The following is an 18281-nucleotide window of genomic DNA, read 5'->3' as shown; positions in this document are numbered from 1 at the left end:
GCCCGGTCAAGCGGGTGCGCCTCAGCGCATGAAGCGCGCGGCCTCGATCCAGTCGACCATGGCCATGTCGATCTGGTGCAGGATCTCGGCGGCGCGGTCGGGTTCGTTGCGGTTTTCCAGTGCATCCAGCGCCATATGCAGCGCTCGGTGCATCTGTTGCACCCCGTCGATCGCCTCGCGGCTGGCCACAGGTTTCATGCCCGCTCCTGTCTTGTCTCCGGTCCCGAAGGGCAGAGATGGACCGGAACCCCGGCCCGAGGCAAGACCCAAGCCAAGGGCTCAGCGCCAGATCGGGTTCGACCAGGCCCGCCGCCCCGCCGCGTCGATCACCGTCACCCGCAGCCAGGGCGAAGCCGCGCAGCGCCCCAGCGGCACCCGCGCGCGGGTCATCGCGGCGCCATGGCAGGCCACCGCCGCCGAGCCGCGCGCCTGCACGATCACCGTCGAGACCGCCGAACACGCGACCTCGACCGCGTCCCCGTCCAGCGCGATCCCGCGCAGCTCGGGTCCCTGGGTGGCATAGAACCGCCCGGCCTTCAGCGCGGCCAGCAACGCCTCGGGCGCGTTCTCTTCGGCCTTGACCATGACCCAGCCGCCGAAATGGTCGGGCTCGGTGAAATGCGCGTCGTCGGTCGCGATCAGGCTCAGCCGCCGGCCCTCGGTCAGTAGCAGATCGGCGATGCCGAACCCGTCGGCCCGGTCGCTGCCGACAGCGCAGCCGTGATTGTAGACCTCGACCGCATGGGCGGCCTCGATCCCGCGCGCATCGGCCAGCGTCAGCCCCGACCATTGCGGGTGGGCGATGGCCACGAACGCCCCGGCCGCAGCCGCCCGGGCAGCGATGGCGGCGCCGGTTTCCTGCCCCTCGACGGGGGCGAAATCGGGCGCATGGCCGGGCGCGAAATCGGCGGGCAGGCCCACGGCCAGGATATGCCACAGCTCGCCATTGGCCATCGCCCCCGAATGCAGTTCTGCCCCCAGAAGCGTGGTGAAGCCCGCGCCGCGATAGGGCCGGGTATCGGCCACCGGATAGCCGTAGAGCCCGATGAAATGGTCGGTCAGCGCGATGAAGTCGTAGCCCTGTGCGGCATAGCGGCGGCAGACCTCGGCCGGCGGCAGCACCCCGTCCGACAGGGTGGAATGGGTGTGCAGGTTGCCGCGAAAGAACCGCCCGGGCGCGGTAAAGGCATCGGTCATGTCGCTTGCTCCGCCGCGCGCCGCTCGCGCGCCTTCAGCGCGCCCCAGGCCAGCGCGAAAACGATTGTGGCCAGGATGAACAGGATCCCCAGCGCATTGATCGCGGGCGAAAGCCCGAAGCGCATGCGCGACCCGATCTCGGTCACCAGCGTATGCGCGCCGCCGATGGCGAACATCGTGGTGTTGTAGTTCTCGAAGCTCTGCAGAAAGGCGATGACGGCGGCGGTCAGGATCGTCGGGCGCAGGAACGGCAGGGTGATCCGGCGAAACGCCTGGAAGGGCGTCGCCCCGAGATCGAGCGCGGCCTCTTCCAGCGCGGTATCCTGGCGCTGCAGCCGGGCCATGAACATCAGCATGGTATAGGAGGCGATGAAGGTGGTCTGGGTGAGGATCGCGGTGAACAGCCCGGCCGAAACCTCGAGCCCGCGCCAGAAGATCACGGTCGAGATCCCGAGGATGATGCCGGGCGTCAGGAGCGGCGAGACCATGGCGGTGTAAAGCACCCCCGCCGCCCGGGTGCCGAGCCGCCCCAGCAAAAGCGCCCCGGCCAGCCCCATCGGCAGCGCCAGCGCGATCACCGCGCCCGCGATCAGCACCGAATTGGCCAGGCCCGACCACATCCGGTCGTCCTGCCAGAGCTCGACGAACCAGTGCAGGGTAAATCCCTTCCAGACCGTGACCGAGGGCGGCGAATAGGCGTTGAAGCCCGCCGCCACCATGATCCCGAGCGGCAGGAACATGTAGAGGAAGAAGACCCCCATATAGACCCGCAGAAGAAGGCCGCTGCCGGTCCGCGTCATTTCGCGATGTCCCTCAGCCGGACCTTCAGCAGGCGCATCATCAGGAAGACGAAGCCGGTGCAGACCGCCAGCAGGCTGACCGCATAGGCCGCGCCGACGTTCCAGTCCGACGCCTGAAAGAAGCGGTTATAGACAAGCTGCGCGAACCAGGGCGCCGCGGTGCCGCGGGTCATGATATAGGGCACCGAATAGGACCCGGCCGACAGCATGAAGGTCATGATGCAGCCGACCGCGATGCCGGGCCGGGCATGGGGCAGCACGATGCGGCGGTGGATTTGCCAGGTCTTCGCGCCCAGGTCGCGCGCCGCCTCGATCTGGTTCGTGTCGAGCGTTTCCAGCACGTTATAAAGCGGGAAGACCATGAACAGGATATAGGCATAGACCATCGCCACGAAGACGCCCGACCCGCTTTCCAGAAACGGCACCGGGCCGATCCCCAGCAACCCCAGCGCCGCGTTGAGCGGCCCGCCATAGTTCAGGATCATCTGCCAGGCGAAGACCCTGAGCAGCTCGTTGATGGCATAGGGGATGACGAGGGCCAGCATGATCAGCGCGGCCCGGCGCGGCGGTTCCAGCTTGGCGATGGCGAAGGCGATCGGATAGCAGACCGCGAAGGCGATGGCCGTGACCGCCAGCGAGGCAAGGATCGTCTTGGCGAAGATCCGCAGATGCGCCTGGCCCATCTGCGCATAGTTCGACAGGGTCCAGGTCTTGACCGGCGTGCGTTCGGCGGTTTCGAGATCGGCGATTTCAGCGGCAAGCGCCGCCCGCTCGGCGTCGATCTGCGCAAGTTTCGCCTCGGTCGCGGAAGGCGTGCTGAGCGTCCGCGCCGCCGCGCGATCGAGTGTCAGCATGTCCAGCCGGTTGTAAAGCCGGTCGATCTGCACCGACAGCTCGTCCGCGCCGGCCGGGCGGTCCATCTTCCACAGCGACTGCTCGATCATGATGACCTGCGGCGCGGCGATCAGGCCCAGCACCCAGATCCCGGTCAAAAGCACGATCAGCGCCGCCATCGGCGCGCCAAAGCTGCGCCTAAGCCGCGTCATCGGCGGTCTCGCCTGCGGGCAGGATCACGCCCGCGCTGTCGGCAAAGCCCAGCCGCAGCGGCCCGGCGGGCAGGCCGCCCGCCCCCGAATTGACCCGCTGCACGGTCAGCCGCCCGGCGCCGGTCTCGACGATCAGGGTCGAGAAGGCGCCCTCCATGTCGCGCCGCAGCAGATGGCCGTCGATCCCGTTGGCGGCGACCTCGCCCGGGCCCAGCAGATGCAGCCGCTCGGGGCGCAGGAACAGCACCGCCTCGGCGCCCGGGGCCAGCCCGCCCGGGTTCGGCGCCAGAAAGCTGCCGCCCGCGGTCGCGATCCGGGCGCGGTCTCCGGCAACGCTTTCGATCCGCCCGGGCAGGTGGTTCATCTCGCCGACGAAGGTGGCGACGAAGGCGGTGGCGGGGCGGTCATAGACGTCGTCGGCGCTGCCCACCTGCACGATCCGGCCCCGGTTCATCACCGCGACCCGGTCGGACATGGTCAGCGCCTCGCCCTGATCGTGGGTGATGTAGACGAAGGTGATCCCGGTCGCCTCCTGCAGCTGCTTCAGCTCGGCCCGCATATGCTGGCGCAGCTTCAGATCGAGCGCCGACAGCGGCTCGTCCAGCAACAGCACCGCCGGTTCAACGGCCAGCGCGCGGGCGATGGCGACCCGCTGGCGCTGTCCGCCCGAAAGCTCTGCCGGCAGCTTGTCGCCCTGCCCGTCCAGCGCCACCATCTCGAGTAACTCGAAGGCACGGGCGCGGCGCCGGGCCGTCTTCCAGCCGCGCATCTCAAGCCCGAAGGCCACGTTCTCCCAGACCGTCATCAGCGGAAACAGCGCGAGGTTCTGAAAGATCAGCGCGGTCGGCCGGTCGGACGGCCCGATCCCCGCCATCCGCTGCCCGCCGATCCGGACCTCGCCTTCGGACGGGTCGAGAAAGCCCGACAGAAGCCGCAGGATCGTGGTCTTGCCGCAGCCCGACGGCCCGAGGATCGAGAAGAACTCGCCCGCCTCGATGGTCAGGTCGGTGGGATGGACGGCCTGAAAGGTGCCAAAACGCACCGCAGCGCCCGAAAGCGCGATATCCATGCCGCTGGGGGTCGGGATCATGCCGGGTCGGTCCGTATGGAACGGGCGCGGGAGGATCGCCCCCCGCGCCTGGCCTGATGATCAGGCGTTGGTCAGCTTTTCGACATATTCCTCGCGCACCGCCGAGAACCACGGCGTGAACATCGGCCACCACCATAGATTGTCGATGGCATCGCCCGGATAGGCATAGGCGAAGGCTTCCTTGTTGGCGTCGCTCAGATGCTCGGCGGCGCCCATGGCGGCCGAATTGTAGCCGGTGGCGTTCGCAAACATGCCGCCCACTTCGGGCGTCAGCAGGAAGTTGAGGAATTCATAGGCCTGCTCGACGTTTTCGGCGCCCGACGGGATCGCGGCGGTGTCCATCCAGGCCAGCGCGCCTTCCTTCGGCGCGCCATAGCGCCATTTCGGATCGGTATCGGTATGCAGCTTGATGCCGGTCGTGTCCCAGGTCTGGCCGATGGTGCAGCCGCCATCGGTGAAGGCCGAGGTCGCCTCGGTCGCGTTGTTCCAGAAGGCACCGATATTGCCCTTGTGCGCCTTCACGAAGTCGATGCAGGCGTCGAAGATGCGGCGGTTGTCGGCCTCGGTCCTGTAGACATCCATGCCGCGGTTCGAGGGCAGCTCGCCTATGGCATCGAGATAGATCGCAAGGCTCGTCAGCACCGATTTCTGCCGCATCGCCACCTTGCCCGCCAGCCCGTCGGCCCAGAGATGGCCATAGGACAGCTCGCCCGGCGCGATGTCGATCGCGCTCGAATCCCAGGTGATGCCCTCGGTGCCCCAGTCGAAAGGCACCAGATAGCGCTTGCCGCGATGGGCCGCGCCCAGTTCCAGCGAGGACCGCCACAGCGCGGGCTGGATGCGTTCGACCTTCAGGCGGCTTTCGTCGATCTCGGCCAGCAGGCCGCCCTCGTCATAGTTCGGGCGGGTGTCGATCGACGGAAACAGGATGTCGAAGCCCTTGCCACCGGCGGCGCGCAGCTTCGAGGCGGCTTCCTCGTTCGACCCGTAGGTCGAGACGTTGACCTTGATGCCGGTGGCGTCGGTGAAGGCGGCCGGGATCTCGCCGTTCTGGAAGTAGTCGCCCCAGGCAAAGACATTGACCTCGCCCGACGAGGCCAGGGCGCGGCGCGCGACCAGGGGAGCGGCCAGCGCGGCAGCGCCGGTCGCCAGAACGACGCGGCGCGAGAGGGAAGGAACCGTCGATTTCATGTCGTATCTCCTGACAGGTCGCGGAAGGCGGCCGCGCAAACCGCAGCCGGTCGCGACGCCGTTAACCGCTGCATGTGACAGGCATATGTCGTCCGGCCCGGGGCGGCTGCGGCACCGGAACGCGGAAATTGCGCTCCGGTGCCGCCTTCTTCGCCCCTGGCGTGCGGCGTGGCGGAGGGGGGGGGACCGCCGCGCCGCGCTCAGTTCAGGGGCGCGCCGGATGCCCGCGCGCCAAGCGCGTCGAGCACCGTTTCCTGGGTCAGATCGAGCAGCGCATCGAGGTCGCGGCGAAAGCCGCGCATCGCCTCTTCGGTCGCGGCCCGGTCGAAGGGCTCGGCCGCGCCCCGCGCCACGACCTCGGCCCGCGCCGCCGCCACCGCGGCAAGCGCCGGGTCGATCCGGTCGCGCCGCGCCTCCAGCGCGCGGCGCAGGTCGCGGCGGATCTCGGCCGGGAAGACCACGCTTTGCGCGGCCCCGGCCTCGCCCAGCAATGCCGTCTTGACCCGCTGCAGTCTCAGCGCCCCGCCCAGCGCCACGGCATTGCCCAGAAGCGACAGCGCCAGCACCGCGACCAGCGCGACCCGTCCGGCGGACATGCCCCGAACTCTTGCCATCAGAACCCTCCGATCCCGGCCGAAAGATCCCCGAGCAGCGCCCAGAGGATCACCTCCTCGCCGCTGGCCCCGGGCAGCAGCGCATATCCCAGAGCCGCCGCCGCCAGCAGCAGCCCGCCGAAGCCCGCCGCCCAGGGCAGCGGCTCGGACAGCACCTCGCCCGCGCTCGACCCCAGTGCCGGGGGCGCGGCCAGCCGGCTCAGCACCGCGCGCGACAGCTCGGCGGTGTCCTCATCCTCCGGCCGGGCCAGCAGCCGGGCCAGATCGCTGTCGAACCGGGCGGGGTCCGGGCGGGCCGGTTCGGCCTCGGGGCGTTCGGGATCGCGGGTCATCTGTGGTCCTCCCTGTCGACTGTCGCCCGCAACGCGGCGCGGGCCCGTACCAGAAGCTGTTCGGCCGCCCCGGCGCTGATGCCGAGCGTCCGCGCGATTTCGGCGGTGCCGAGCCCGCCCGCGGCACGCAGCAGGATGGCCTGGCGCTGGCGCGCAGGCAGCCCCCGGATCGCGGTCCGAACCCGGGCCAGACGCTGGCGCGCCGCGACCGTGGCCTCGGCGCCTGGCGCCTCGTCCTCGGGTTCGGCGATGGCATCGATCCCGACGAACCGCCGGAACCGGCCGCGCCGGTTGCGGTCGATGCAGATCCGGACCGCGATCCGGTACAGCCAGGCCGCGACGCTGCCCCGGCCCGGATCGTACAGCCCAGCGCGGTGCCAGGCCCGCAGGAACACCTCCTGGGTCACGTCTTCCGCCTCCGATCCGACCGTCAGCGCCTGCGCGGCATAGCGCCGGAGCCCCGGTCCGAAAAGCGTCACCAGCCGGGCCAGCGCGCCGCGCTCGCCCCGGGTCAGCGCCGCCATCAGCGCCTCTGCCTCGTCCTGCCGCGGGTCCATGCCCGGCTGCCCCCGGCCCCCGATGCGGCGGATCGCGCCGCACCGGAGCGCCGCCCCTAGCGCGACACGGTCACGGTGCGAGACCGGTCGCGGGTCTGACCGTTCGACCCGGTCCGGTCGACCGTGGTGGTCGAGCTTCCAGGCTCGGAGGTCCGGAAGCGGGTCTTCGAGGCGGTTTGTCCGTTTGCCCCGGTCGCGGTTGTGGTGGTTTCGCAATTGGCCGCGCCATTGCCGCGCAGACAGGTGCGGTCCTTGCTGAGGGTACCGCCATTGGCGCCCGTCACGGTGACGCTCTGGCCAAGCGCGGGCAGCGCCACGCCAAGCGGCAGGGTCAGGGCAAGAACAAGGGTCAGGGATCTCATGGGATGTCTCCTTTCCGGTCAGTCGGGGATCAGCCGCGGCCGCGCGACAGCGCCCGGGCCAGGCGCGCCAGCTCGTCGCTGAACAGCACGCCGTCGCCATTGCGGTCGAGCTTGCCGAAGGCGCGGCCGGCGGCCACGAACTCGGCCTCGGTGACGACGCCATCGCCATTGGCGTCGCGGCTCATCGCCCGGCCGCCATCGCCACGGCCCTTGCCCGCGGCAGACAGCTCGGCCGCGTCGAGCCGGCCATCGCCATTGCCGTCGAGCCGGGCAAAGGCCTCTTTCTGCAGCGTTTCGAACTCGGTGCGCGACAGGGCGCCATCGCCGTTCCGGTCGTACGCGGCCAGCAGATCGGATTGCGCCAGCGCCGGGGCGGCAAGGCCTGCGGCACAGACCGCCGCCAAGGTCAGGGATCGCATCGGGGTCTCCTTCGATTGCGTCGTTCCCTTCCAATACGCAGGCCGCGCGCCCTTCCTACGCGGCGGTCCCGATTTTTTCCCAAGGCCGGGTCCCGGACCGGCACTCGGCGGGCTCTCGCCCGGCACGCCCGCTCCCGGCCAGGCGCCCTAGGCGCGGCCCTGCGGCCCGGCTATCCAGAGGCGAACAGGAACGCACCGCGCGGGAGGCCCGGACCATGACCATCGCAAGACGCCCGTTTTTGCTGGGCCTCGCCACCATGGCCCTGTCGGCCTGCAATGTCGGGCCCATTGCCGGAACGGCGCCGCGCGCGGTCGCCAATCCCGCCTTCGACGCCTGGCGCCGCAGCTTTCGGCCGCGCGCGGCAGCGGCGGGGATTTCGGCCGCCACGCTCGACCGGGCGCTGGGTCGCGCGGGCTATCTGCCCGAGGTCATCGAGAAAGACCGCAACCAGACCGAATTCACCCGCAGCCTCGAGGATTACCTGGCCATCGCCGCTTCGGACGAGCGGGCCTCGACCGGCCGGGCCATGCTGGCCCGCCATGCCCGGAGTCTTGCCGCGATCGAGGCGCGCTACGGCGTCGAGGCGCCGGTGGTGGCCGCCATCTGGGGGCTCGAAAGCCGCTATGGCGCGCGGCGCGGCGACATTCCCGTGGTGTCGGCGCTGGCGACGCTGGCCTTCGACGGGCGCCGGGGCCGGTTCTTCGAGGGTCAGCTGATCGCCGCGCTGAAGATCCTCGACCGGGGCGACGTCACCCCCGCCCGGATGACCGGAAGCTGGGCCGGCGCGATGGGTCATACGCAATTCATCCCGACCTCCTATCTGGCCTATGCGGTCGATTTCGACGGCGACGGGCGGCGCGACATCTGGTCGGAGGACCCGACCGACGCGCTGGCCTCGACCGCCGCCTATCTGCAGCGGTCGGGCTGGCGCCACGGCCAGCCCTGGGGGACCGAGGTCCGCCTGCCCGAAACGCTCGACCTGGCCCGAACCGGGCGTGGGCGCAAGCAGGAGGCCGGCGCCTGGTCGGCGCAGGGCGTGACGCGGGCCGATGGCCGACCGCTGCCCCGCGCGGGCGCCACCGCGATCCTGGCCCCGGCCGGGCGGCAGGGGCCGGCCTTTGCGCTGTTTCCCAATTTCGAGGTGATCCTGCGCTACAACAACGCGGTCAATTACGGCATCGGCATCGGCCATCTGTCAGACCGGCTGGCGGGCGGCCCGCCGCTGTCGCGGGCCTTCCCGCCCGATGCGACCGGCATGACGCTGGAAGACCGCAAGGATCTGCAACGGCGCCTGACCGCCGCCGGGTTCGACACCGAAGGCACCGACGGGGTGATCGGCCCGAAGACCGAGGAGGCGATCCGGGCCTATCAGGCGCGCAACGGGCTGCCGGTCACCGGCACCCCCTCGCCCGCGCTTCTGGCGCGGCTGCGCTAGGGACAGAAACGCCCGGCCAGAGGGCCGGGCGCCTCACTGTCGCGCCGGAACACCGGGCACTCGTCACGTCACTCCTTGCGGCGCTCGGTGATCTCGAGATCGGCGTTCAGGTCCATGTCGTACTGGCCATCGGCACAGAAAACGTCGTCAAGCTCGAAGCCTCCGTTGTCCTCGGCCTCGATATCGGCGGGGTCCATCTCGCATTGCATGTCGGCCAGCATCGCCGCGATCCGATCGGCGGTTTCGGCCGGGACGGCCTCGTCGGCCAGCGCCGGGGTCAGCGCGGCCGGGGCCAGCAGGGCGGCAAGAACAAGCGGTCTGATCATCGGGGTCTCCTCAGGGTCAACGGATGGCAAGGACGACGCGCTGGCTGTCGCCGCTGCTGCCGGGGATCTTCAGTTCGTAGCTGCCCGGCTTGATCGCGACGAAGGACAGCCGGACGGTTCCGGCGGCGTCGAATTCGAGGCTGTCGATGGCCATCGGACGCACCTCGATATCCTCGATGACGATCTCGTTCATCCAGATCGCGCGGAAGAAATCGGGGCCGTGCAAGGCCAGTTCGGCCGATCCGTCGGCGGTCACGTGCAACTCGTAATAGGCACCCGACTGCAACTCGACCGGGCCGTCGCCCGCGAAAAGCGGCTGGCCCGAAGCCAGCGTCAGCTCGATCGGCACGCCGCGGTTGCATTTGGCCAGAAGCCCGGCAAAGCCGAACTGGTCGCAAAGCGGCGCGGCAAAGCCGGGGGCCGCGGCCGGCGCCGCAGCCAGAACGGCCAGCGCGAAGGCGATGGGTCTCAAGTCTGTTCCTCCCTGTCTTGGTCTTCTTTCCTGTCAGTCCGGTGCGACCGCCACCCCCCAGGGTTGCTGGCCGACCTGAACCGACCGGATCACTTCCAGCGCGGCCACGTCAATGATCGAGACGTCGTTGGAATTGCCGTTGGTGGTGATCAGATGGCTCTGGTCGGGGGTGAAGGCCATCTGCCAGACGCGCTGGCCGACCAGCAGATAATCGAGCACCTCGTCTGTCGCCCCGTCGATCACCGCGACCCGGTTGGCGGGGCCCAGCGCCACGAAGACCCGCGCGGCGTCCGAGGTGATGGCGATGCCCACCGGCTGCAGCCATTCGGGCAGGACGCCCGGCACCTCGAAGTCGATCTTGCGGACGATGGCGGGCGGCTCGGCGGTCATGTCGATCACGCTGACCGTGCCGCCGATCTCGGCGCTGACGTAAAGCTTGGTGCCGTCCTCGGTGAAGGCGGCAAAGCGCGGGCGCTGGTCGACCAGCACGTTATGGACGATCTCGTAGGTTTCTGCGTCGATGAAATGCGCCATGTTGGTGGTTTCCGAGGTGTTGATCACCACGCGGGCGTCGGGGCTGATCGCCATCCCCTCGGGCTCGACCCCCACCGGCACCTCGGCCAGCACGGCATGGGTCTCGGTATCGACCACGGTCACCAGGTTGTCGTCCTCGTTGGCGATGTAAAGCGGGTTGCCCGACGGGTGCAGCACGAACAGTTCGGGGTCGGGGCCCGATGGCAGGGTGTGCGTCTCCTCGAAGGTCCGGGGATCGAAGACCCGCACCAGATCGTCGTCCGAGGCGCAAACGTAAAGCTCGCTGCCATCGGGGGCGATGGTGATGCCGCGCGGACGGTTGCCCGCGGGAAACTCGGCGATCACCTCCCAGGTCGCGCTGTCGAGCACGCTGACGGTGTTGCCCTTCTCGTTGGTCACGAAGACGTTGCCCGCGGCGGCAGGCAGGGTGGCGGCCGCGACGGAACCGGCGGCCAGAAGAGCGGCGCGAAACATCGGTATCCTCATTCCTTGAAGGCGGTGCAGGCGGATTCGGGCCGGTCGAGCCCCAGCGTGTCGAGCGACGAGACCTGATGCAGGAAGCCTTCCTGCGGCGAGACGCTGACGGTCATCCGCCCGGTCGCCAGCAGGATCGGCTGGCGCAACTGGCCGTTCCAGGGCCGAAAACTCACCGGCTGGCCCTTGAAGGCCGCGAGCGCAAAGGCGTCGCCCAGCGCATAGGCCCGGATCTTGGCCGGATCGGCCGAGCCGGTGCGGGTCACGGCCTCGCCGATCACCCGAAGCGCCAGCCAGGCCTGGTAGTCTTCCTCGCGCATCGGTCGGCCCGCGAGCTTTTCGAACCGGGTCTGCAACTGGGTCGCGCCCCAGGATTCATGCGTCGGCGCCCAGGTCAGGGGCCGCAGCCCCGCCGAGCCCGCGACCGGCGCGGGCGACCAGAGGTTAAAGGGCAGGTAGTCCGCGAAGTAATCGGTCGCGTCAGCGGCCAGCACCACGTCATGGGCGGGCAGGTCCTGGGTGAAGACCGGCAATTGCCGCTGCACCAGCACATGGCCCGAATCGGACACCCGCGAGCCGCCGGTATCCTCGAAGACCTTTTCCGCGACGATCTCGGCCCCGAACTTGGCGGCAGAGGCGCGATAGGCCTCGGCCAGCGCCCGGTCGGCCGGGTTCGAGCCCTCGATCAGCGCCCAGTCGGTCCATTTCTTCCAGACGAGGAACTGGGTCAGCGCATCGGCCCGCATCGCGTCGCTGGGCGCCACGTGCAGCAGGTTCGCGCGGCAAGCTTCGCTGCGCAGTGCCCGGTCGCCGTCCGTCGCATTGAAAAGCAGCGCATCAGGCGGCGCCGCATCTGCCAGCGCCAGCAATTCGGGTGTGCGCGCCATCACCACGAACAGCCGGACGCCGCGATCCAGAAGCCCGCGAAACGCCTCGTCCGCGTCCTCGGGCGGCACGCTCAGCGCCACCGTGTCGTAGCTTTGTCCCAGAAATCCGCCGGTTGTGGTGTTGTCCATGGTCGCAAGCTGCGCGCCCGCGAGCCCCAGATCGGGCACCGGCAGGTCGATCCGGGACAGCGGGAGGAGAGAGGGGTACTCGATCCTCAGCACGGCGGTACGCACCTCCTGCGCGGCGGCAGGGAGTGTCGCCGCTGCGGTCAGCAGGGCGAAGACCACCCCCCGCCACCGCAGGCACAGGTTAAAGAGGCAAGACCAACCTCCTGGTACGACCGCCATCCGTTCCCCCCTCATCTCCTCCTCTGTCTGGCTAGCACGGCCCGGCGCCGCCGTTCCTCCCCTTTCTGGCCGGGAAGATTCGGCAATCCCGGGGTCCGGTTTTCCCGCTTCGACCTTTGGGCAATCGACCGGAGCCGCGCGAGTCGCTATGCTTGGCGGATCAGGGAGGAGTGCGGATGGTGGATCGGCTGCACCTGCGCTGGCAGGTCGTGCTTTGTGTGGGTCTGATGCAGCTGGCAGCACTTGGGCTGGCGGCAAGCGTGCTGCTTTACAATGCGCGCCGGGCCGTCGACCTGGAAATGTCGGCTGCGGAATCCGGGGCGCGGGCCCAGGTGATCGCGGCCGTCGGCGCGGCCCTGCGCAGCCTCCCGCCGGATCAGGTTCTGGCTGGGCTGTCCGAGACGCTGGTCGAGCCGCGCCATGTGCGGATCGCCCTCTTCGACGCCCGCACTGGCGCGCTTCCGGTCACCCGGGCCGAGGTCCGCGACCAGCGCGGCGCCGAACCGGGCGCGCGCGCGGCGCCGCAGTGGTTCAGCGACCTGGTGATGCCGGCAGAGCAGGAAACCCGGCTGCCGGTCCTGGTCAACGGCACCGATTATGGCTTCGTCTCGATCACCGCCGCGCCCAGGGACGAAATCGACGAGGTCTGGGAAGACGCGGCGGCCTTGCTCTGGGCGCTGGGGATCGGCTTCGGGGTGACGGTCGTCGCGCTGGTGGTGCTGATCCGCCGGGCGCTCGGCCCCCTCGACACGCTGAACCGGGGCCTCGGCGCGCTGAGGGGCGGCGCGCTGACGACCCGGATTTCGGGCGTGCCCAGTCCCGATTTTCAGCCGCTGGTGGGCGGCTTCAACGACCTTGCCCGCAGCCTGGAGACCAGCGAGGCCGACCGGGCCGCGCTGGCCCGCAAGATCGTCGCGCTGAGTGACGCCGAACGCCGTTCGATCGCGATGGAGCTGCATGACGAATTCGGCCCCTGCCTTTTCGGTCTCAAGGTCAAGGCGGGCGCCATTGCTCGCGCAGCGCTGAAAAGCGGCGACGATACGCTGCTGCGCGACGCCCAGACCGTGACCGCCATCGTGGACCAGATCCAGAGCGCGAATACCCGGCTTCTGACCACGCTCCGGCCGATGACGGTCGGCCAGTTGCCGCTGGTCGAGGCACTGGGCGACATGATCGACGGGTTCCAGAGCACCCATACCGGGATCAAGTGGGACATCGCCCTGCCCGACCGCCTGCCCGAGACCGAGGAAATCGTCGATCTGACCGCCTATCGCTTCGTGCAGGAGGGCGTCACCAACGCGCTGCGCCATGGCCGCCCGCGCCGCGTCCGGGTCGAGGTGCAGCCGCATGAACTTCCCGGCCGGGTCGAGGTGCTGTATCTGACCGTCGAGGACGATGGCCTCGGCCTGTCCGAGCGCGCGGTCGAGGGCCGCGGCCTGACCGCGATGCGCGACCGGGTGCGGGCGCTGGGCGGAACGCTCGATCTGGGACGCCGCCAGGCCGGAGGGACACGGCTTTCGGCGATCCTGCCGCTGACCCGGCACCTGGCCGCCCGCGTCGAACCCGAGCCCGCCCGATGACGCGCTCCGCACTGATCGTCGACGATCACCCCGTGACCCATATCGGCTGCGGCCAGTTGCTGCGCGATCTGGGCTATGACGAGATCCTCGAGGCCCTGAACGAGCGCATCGCTTACCGTCTGGCCGAAACCTGCCGCCCCGGTCTGATCGTGCTCGACCTCGGCATGCCCGGCCCCGGCGGGCTGAACATGATCGGCCCGCTGCTGTCCCGCGCACCGGACGCCGCCATCCTCGTCTTCACGATGAACGAGCAGGCGGTTTTCGCGGCCAAGGCTTTGGAGGCCGGCGCGCGGGGCTATCTGTCTAAGAACTCGGCACCCGAGGACTTTCTCGAGGCGGTGCGGACGCTTGAACGGGGCGACATCTTCCTGCCGCACAGGCTGGCCGTTTCGGTCGCCTCGATGAAGATCGGCGGCAAGTCCGATCCGCTGAGCGCCCTGACCGAGCGCGAGCATCAGGTGCTGCGGCTGCTGGGCCGGGGCGAGGATCTGCAGTCGATCGCCAATGCGCTGTGCATCAGCTACAAGACCGCGGCGAACACCAGCTCGCAGCTCAAGCGCAAGCTCGGCCTGCGCAACACCACCGAACTGATCCGGCTGGCCATTGAAACGGGGCTGAGCTGACCCCCGCCGTCATGCCAGCGTCACAGCACGGCGGCAGGACGGTCGCATCGCAAGGCGCGAAGGACCGGTGGCCATGAGCGATACGACAGCGCCGGGCCGGGGCAACGCCGCCGAGGTCTTCGCGGTCTTCCTGCGGCTCGGGCTGACCTCGTTCGGCGGCCCCATCGCGCATCTGGGCTATTTCCGCGATGAATTCGTGGCGCGGCGCGGCTGGCTGGGCGATGCGGCCTATGCCGATCTGGTTGCACTCTGCCAGTTCCTGCCCGGCCCCGCCTCCAGCCAGGTCGGCTTCGCGCTCGGGCTCATGCGGGCGGGCTGGGCCGGGGCGCTGGCGGCCTTCGCGGGGTTCACCCTGCCCTCGGCGCTGATCCTCTTCGGCTTCGCGATGACCGCGACGCATGTCACCGGCCCGCTTGGTCAGGGCGCGCTTGACGGACTGAAGACGGTGGCGGTCGCCATCGTCGCGCAGGCGGTCTGGGGCATGAGCCGGACCCTGTGCCCCGACCGGCCGCGCGCGGCCATCGCGCTGGGGGCGGTGGCGGTCCTCGCGGCCCTGCCCGGCGCGGGCGGCATGGTGGCGGCCATCGTCCTTGGCGCGCTGGCGGGGCTTGGACTTGGCCGGGGCGCCCCCGGCGCGGCCGCCCCGGTCTCCTGCCGGGTCACCCCACGCCAGGGGGCCGCCGCGCTTGGGCTATTTGCGGGCCTTCTTTGCGGCCTGCCGCTGCTGGCAGGCCTCGCCCAGCCGCTGGCGGTCGCCGACAGCTTCTACCGGGCCGGGGCGCTGGTGTTCGGCGGCGGCCATGTGGTGCTGCCGCTTCTCGAGGCGGGCACCGTCGCCCCGGGTTGGGTCGGCCATGACGCCTTTCTGGCGGGCTATGGCGCGGCACAGGCGGTGCCGGGGCCGCTTTTCACCTTCGCGGCCTATCTCGGCGCGGTGCTCGGCCCCGAGCCGAACGGCTCTGTCGGCGCCCTGCTGGCGCTGGCGGCGCTGTTCCTGCCGGGCTTCCTGATCCTGATCGGCGTTCTGCCCTTCTGGGACGCCCTCCGCCGCCGGGTCCGGGCGCAATCTGCGATGCAAGGGGCGAACGCGGCCGTCGTCGGCGTGCTGGGGGCCGCGCTTTACGATCCGCTCTTCACCGGCGGGATCACCGATCTGCGCCATTTCGCGCTCGGGCTGGCCGGTTTTCTGGCCCTGACGCTCTGGCGCGCGCCGTCCTGGGCAGTCGTCCTGCTGGGGGCGGCAGGCGGGGCCGCGCTGGCGCTGGCGGGCTGAGCCGAGACCCGGTTTTCGCTGGCATCCCGTCGCCCAAGAGCCTAGTGCTGTGGCAAAATTGCATAGGAGTCCTGCCCGATGCCCGGCTTGCGTCCCGATGTCGATCCCGACGGCCTGAGCGAGTTTTCCGTCGTTTTCACCGACCGCTCGCTGAACCACATGTCGGCCAAGTTCCAGACCGCCATGCGCGACATCTCGGCGATGCTGCGCGAGGTCTATGGCGCGGCCGAAGTGGCCCTGGTGCCCGGCGGCGGCACTTTCGCGATGGAATCCGTCGCGCGCCAGTTCGCCACCGGACGCCGCGCGCTGATCGTCCGGAACGGCTGGTTCTCCTACCGCTGGACCCAGATCTTCGAGGCGGGCGGATTTGCCGGGGAAACCGAGGTGCTGATGGCTCGTCCCGCGGGCAATGCCGCCAAGGCGCCCTTCGCGCCCGCGCCCATCGAGGACGTGACCGCCAAGATCCGCGAAACCCGCCCCGATGTGGTCTTCGCCCCCCATGTCGAGACTTCGGCCGGGATCATCCTGCCCGACGACTACATCGCCGCCATGGCCGCGGCCGCCCATGAGGTCGGCGCGCTGATGGTTCTGGACTGCATCGCCTCGGGCTGCATCTGGGTCGACATGCAGGCAACCGGGGTCGACGTGCTGATCTCGGCGCCGCAGAAGGGCTGGTCGGCCTCGCCCTCGGCCGGGATGGTGATGCTGTCGGCCCGCGCCGCCGAGCGGCTGGCCGACACGGCCTCGAACTCCTTCGCCATGGACCTGAAGAAATGGCGGGCGATCATGAAAGCCTATGAAGACGGCGGGCATGCCTATCACACCACCATGCCGACCGACGCGCTTCTGGGGCTGCGCGACGCCATGGCCGAGACCCGCGAGATGGGCTTTGCGGCCGCCAAGGCGGCGCAGGCCGAGCTGGGCCGCAAGGTGCGCGAGATGCTGGCCGCGCGCGGCTTCGCCTCGGTCGCGGCGCCGGGCTTTGCCGCGCCGGGCGTCGTGGTCTGCTATACCGACGATCCCCAGATCCAGTCGGGCGCCCGGTTCCGCGCCGAGGGCATGCAGATCGCCTCGGGCACGCCGCTGCAGGTTGGCGAGGGGTCCGACTTCCGCACCTTCCGGATCGGGCTCTTCGGGCTCGACAAGCTCGCGGATACCGACGCTACGCTCGCCCGGCTGCAGGCGGTCGTCGACCGCGTGACCGCGCAGGGCGCGGCGTAACAGCCGCTCAGATGCCACTAGGTCCGCCCGGCGACACTGCGTTCGCCGGGCCGGCGCGGCCCTGCCGAGTCGCGCGCCTGCGGGCGGCATTGGCGCACCCGGACCGGTCGGAACGCGATGTTCCCGCTTCGTCCCGAGGCGCGCACCCCCGCCCCCTCAAGTGACCCAACGTCACGAAAAGCCCGGAAAGTTTTCATTAAGATTCGACTGATAGCCCTGAGCTCACGACAAGAAAGTCCCGTGTTTGTATGAGTTTACGGAGGCGTCATGGCGCATCCCGGCGTCGGTCAGGGCGACCAGCCCGAGACGGGCGAAGTGCCGTTCGCACTACAGGAGATCTTCTACTCCCGTACTGACTCGCGGGGGGTCATTCGCGCTGGTAACGCGGTGTTCAAGAGGATCTCCGGCCATGACTGGCCGGGACTGATCGGGGCACCGCATCGGATCATCCGCCACCCGGACATGCCGCGCGCGGTCTTCTGGCTCTTTTGGCAGACGATCCAGTCGGGTCGACCGATCGGGGCCTATGTCAAGAACCTCGCCAAGGACGGACGCTACTACTGGGTCTTCGCCGTGGTCATGCCGATGGACGACGGGTATCTTTCGGTCCGGATCAAGCCGTCCGGACCGCTGTTTCCGGCCGTCCAGGCCGAATACCGCGCGCTGCGTGCCCGCGAACTGGCCGACAAGCTCAGCCCCGAAGACAGCGCCGCGCTGCTGCTCGAGCGGCTGACTGCGCTGGGTTTCCCGAGCTACGAGGACTTCATGGCCCAGGCGCTGGGGCAGGAGCTTGCCCAGCGCGCCTCTGTCGGCAGCGATGGCGGCACCCGCCTGGCGGCGCTTGACAAGGTGATTGCCAGCCTGACCGCCGCGACCCGGGAACAGGGCGCGCTGATCCAGACCTTCGAGGCGTTGCAGTCGATCCCCACCAACATGCGCATCTTCGCCGCCCGGCTGGAACCGGTCGGGGGGCCGATCACCGCGATTTCGGACAATTACAAGGTCGCGTCGGCCGAGATCATCGCGCAGCTGCACAGCTTTGCCGGTCAGGACGGCAATCTGTGCGACCGTCTGGCCCGGGTCGTGGGCGATGCCGTCTTCATGCTGGCCGCCGCCGAGGTCCAATCCGACCTGCTGCGCCAGTTCCGCAACGAGAAGGAACCGCTCGGCCCGGCCGACCGGGACGAGGAACTGGCACTGCTGGGCGCGATGCAGGCGCGCTGCACCGCCAAGGCGCGGGCCGATCTGCACGAGGCGCTGGCCGCCGCGGCGACCATGTCCCAGACCAGCCGCGACCTGCGCCGCGTGGTGCTGGGGCTCGATTCGATCCGGGTCATGGGCCGGGTCGAATGCGGGCGCCTCGCGGCTGGCGGCGAAGGGCTTGCGGCCACCATCGACCAGCTCGAGACCTTCCATGCCGACATCCGCGCACGGCTGGAGGCACTGATCGAACTCAGCGAACAGATCCGCGCCGGAGCGACCCGCTACGCCGCCTGAGC

The 18281-nt window shown here is 69.7% G+C and carries 21 protein-coding genes; 6 read left to right on the top strand and 15 right to left on the bottom strand.

Annotated features, from left to right (window positions below; all coding sequences use genetic code 11):
• Positions 1-21: 21 nt before the first annotated feature.
• The 11 genes from BYZ73_RS22745 to BYZ73_RS11050 form a co-directional block, all read right to left on the bottom strand.
• Positions 22-198, bottom strand: a complete 177-nt coding sequence (locus BYZ73_RS22745) for a hypothetical protein (protein WP_181498025.1) — start codon at positions 196-198, stop codon at positions 22-24.
• A gap of 81 nt (positions 199-279) precedes the next feature.
• Positions 280-1197 carry a CehA/McbA family metallohydrolase gene (locus BYZ73_RS11095; RefSeq protein WP_112315996.1) on the bottom strand — a complete coding sequence of 306 codons (918 nt, stop codon included), beginning with the start codon at positions 1195-1197 and terminating at the stop codon, positions 280-282.
• The gene (locus BYZ73_RS11090) at positions 1194-1997 is read right to left on the bottom strand and encodes an ABC transporter permease (protein WP_112315995.1); all 804 of its coding nucleotides are present in this window, start codon (positions 1995-1997) and stop codon (positions 1194-1196) included. Before BYZ73_RS11090 ends, BYZ73_RS11095 begins: the two co-directional genes overlap by 4 nt.
• Positions 1994-3043, bottom strand: a complete 1050-nt coding sequence (locus BYZ73_RS11085; protein WP_112315994.1) for an ABC transporter permease — start codon at positions 3041-3043, stop codon at positions 1994-1996. The genes BYZ73_RS11090 and BYZ73_RS11085 overlap by 4 nt, the downstream gene beginning before the upstream one ends.
• On the bottom strand, positions 3030-4133 hold the full coding sequence (locus tag BYZ73_RS11080; RefSeq protein WP_425451076.1) for an ABC transporter ATP-binding protein: 1104 nt from the start codon (positions 4131-4133) through the stop codon (positions 3030-3032). The genes BYZ73_RS11085 and BYZ73_RS11080 overlap by 14 nt, the downstream gene beginning before the upstream one ends.
• Before the next feature lie 60 nt (positions 4134-4193).
• The gene (locus BYZ73_RS11075) at positions 4194-5324 is read right to left on the bottom strand and encodes an extracellular solute-binding protein (protein WP_181498024.1); all 1131 of its coding nucleotides are present in this window, start codon (positions 5322-5324) and stop codon (positions 4194-4196) included.
• Between the two features lie 200 nt (positions 5325-5524).
• Entirely contained in the window at positions 5525-5920 is a 396-nt protein-coding gene (locus BYZ73_RS11070) for a hypothetical protein (RefSeq protein WP_112315993.1), read from the bottom strand.
• A 17-nt stretch (positions 5921-5937) separates the two neighbouring features.
• Positions 5938-6270: a hypothetical protein gene (locus BYZ73_RS11065; RefSeq protein WP_112315992.1), complete on the bottom strand. Its 333-nt coding sequence runs from the start codon at positions 6268-6270 to the stop codon at positions 5938-5940.
• The gene (locus BYZ73_RS11060; protein WP_108027261.1) at positions 6267-6827 is read right to left on the bottom strand and encodes an RNA polymerase sigma factor; all 561 of its coding nucleotides are present in this window, start codon (positions 6825-6827) and stop codon (positions 6267-6269) included. Before BYZ73_RS11060 ends, BYZ73_RS11065 begins: the two co-directional genes overlap by 4 nt.
• A gap of 56 nt (positions 6828-6883) precedes the next feature.
• Entirely contained in the window at positions 6884-7189 is a 306-nt protein-coding gene (locus tag BYZ73_RS11055) for a hypothetical protein (protein ID WP_112315991.1), read from the bottom strand.
• Positions 7190-7218: 29 nt separating this feature from the next.
• On the bottom strand, positions 7219-7608 hold the full coding sequence (locus BYZ73_RS11050) for an EF-hand domain-containing protein (protein WP_112315990.1): 390 nt from the start codon (positions 7606-7608) through the stop codon (positions 7219-7221).
• Between the two features lie 215 nt (positions 7609-7823).
• Between BYZ73_RS11050 and BYZ73_RS11045 the strand changes: the two genes are divergently transcribed.
• The gene (locus BYZ73_RS11045; RefSeq protein WP_112315989.1) at positions 7824-9044 is read left to right on the top strand and encodes a lytic murein transglycosylase; all 1221 of its coding nucleotides are present in this window, start codon (positions 7824-7826) and stop codon (positions 9042-9044) included.
• Positions 9045-9112: 68 nt separating this feature from the next.
• Here the strand turns inward: BYZ73_RS11045 and BYZ73_RS11040 are convergent, their stop codons facing one another.
• Genes BYZ73_RS11040 through BYZ73_RS11025 form a run of 4 tightly spaced genes read right to left on the bottom strand, consistent with a single transcriptional unit; the run spans position 9113 to position 12025 of the window.
• Entirely contained in the window at positions 9113-9370 is a 258-nt protein-coding gene (locus BYZ73_RS11040; RefSeq protein WP_108027265.1) for a hypothetical protein, read from the bottom strand.
• Between the two features lie 16 nt (positions 9371-9386).
• Positions 9387-9842 carry a cupredoxin domain-containing protein gene (locus tag BYZ73_RS11035; protein WP_425451075.1) on the bottom strand — a complete coding sequence of 152 codons (456 nt, stop codon included), beginning with the start codon at positions 9840-9842 and terminating at the stop codon, positions 9387-9389.
• 33 nt (positions 9843-9875) lie between these two features.
• Positions 9876-10850, bottom strand: a complete 975-nt coding sequence (locus BYZ73_RS11030; protein ID WP_112315988.1) for a YVTN family beta-propeller repeat protein — start codon at positions 10848-10850, stop codon at positions 9876-9878.
• 8 nt (positions 10851-10858) lie between these two features.
• A complete protein-coding gene (locus tag BYZ73_RS11025) occupies positions 10859-12025 on the bottom strand; it encodes an ABC transporter substrate-binding protein (protein WP_245895683.1) in 1167 nt (388 codons plus the stop codon).
• A gap of 236 nt (positions 12026-12261) precedes the next feature.
• On the opposite strand from BYZ73_RS11025, the gene BYZ73_RS11020 reads away from it, so the two are divergent.
• From BYZ73_RS11020 to BYZ73_RS24015, 5 genes are all read left to right on the top strand, one after another.
• Positions 12262-13665 carry an ATP-binding protein gene (locus BYZ73_RS11020; protein ID WP_112315987.1) on the top strand — a complete coding sequence of 468 codons (1404 nt, stop codon included), beginning with the start codon at positions 12262-12264 and terminating at the stop codon, positions 13663-13665.
• A complete protein-coding gene (locus BYZ73_RS11015) occupies positions 13662-14288 on the top strand; it encodes a response regulator (protein ID WP_112315986.1) in 627 nt (208 codons plus the stop codon). Before BYZ73_RS11020 ends, BYZ73_RS11015 begins: the two co-directional genes overlap by 4 nt.
• A 73-nt stretch (positions 14289-14361) precedes the next feature.
• A complete protein-coding gene (gene chrA, locus BYZ73_RS11010; protein WP_112315985.1) occupies positions 14362-15561 on the top strand; it encodes a chromate efflux transporter in 1200 nt (399 codons plus the stop codon).
• A 78-nt stretch (positions 15562-15639) separates the two neighbouring features.
• Complete coding sequence (locus BYZ73_RS11005) at positions 15640-16782, top strand: aminotransferase class V-fold PLP-dependent enzyme (protein ID WP_112315984.1); 1143 nt, start codon at positions 15640-15642, stop codon at positions 16780-16782.
• A 267-nt stretch (positions 16783-17049) separates the two neighbouring features.
• Positions 17050-18279 carry a PAS domain-containing protein gene (locus BYZ73_RS24015; protein ID WP_108027272.1) on the top strand — a complete coding sequence of 410 codons (1230 nt, stop codon included), beginning with the start codon at positions 17050-17052 and terminating at the stop codon, positions 18277-18279.
• The last annotated feature ends 2 nt before the right edge of the window (positions 18280-18281 follow it).

The sequence above is a fragment of the Rhodovulum viride genome (assembly GCF_003265965.1).
GTDB classification, from domain to species: domain Bacteria; phylum Pseudomonadota; class Alphaproteobacteria; order Rhodobacterales; family Rhodobacteraceae; genus Rhodovulum; species Rhodovulum kholense.
The sequence above is the reverse complement of the archived record's forward strand: the minus strand, read 5'-3'. Positions and strand labels throughout refer to the sequence as shown.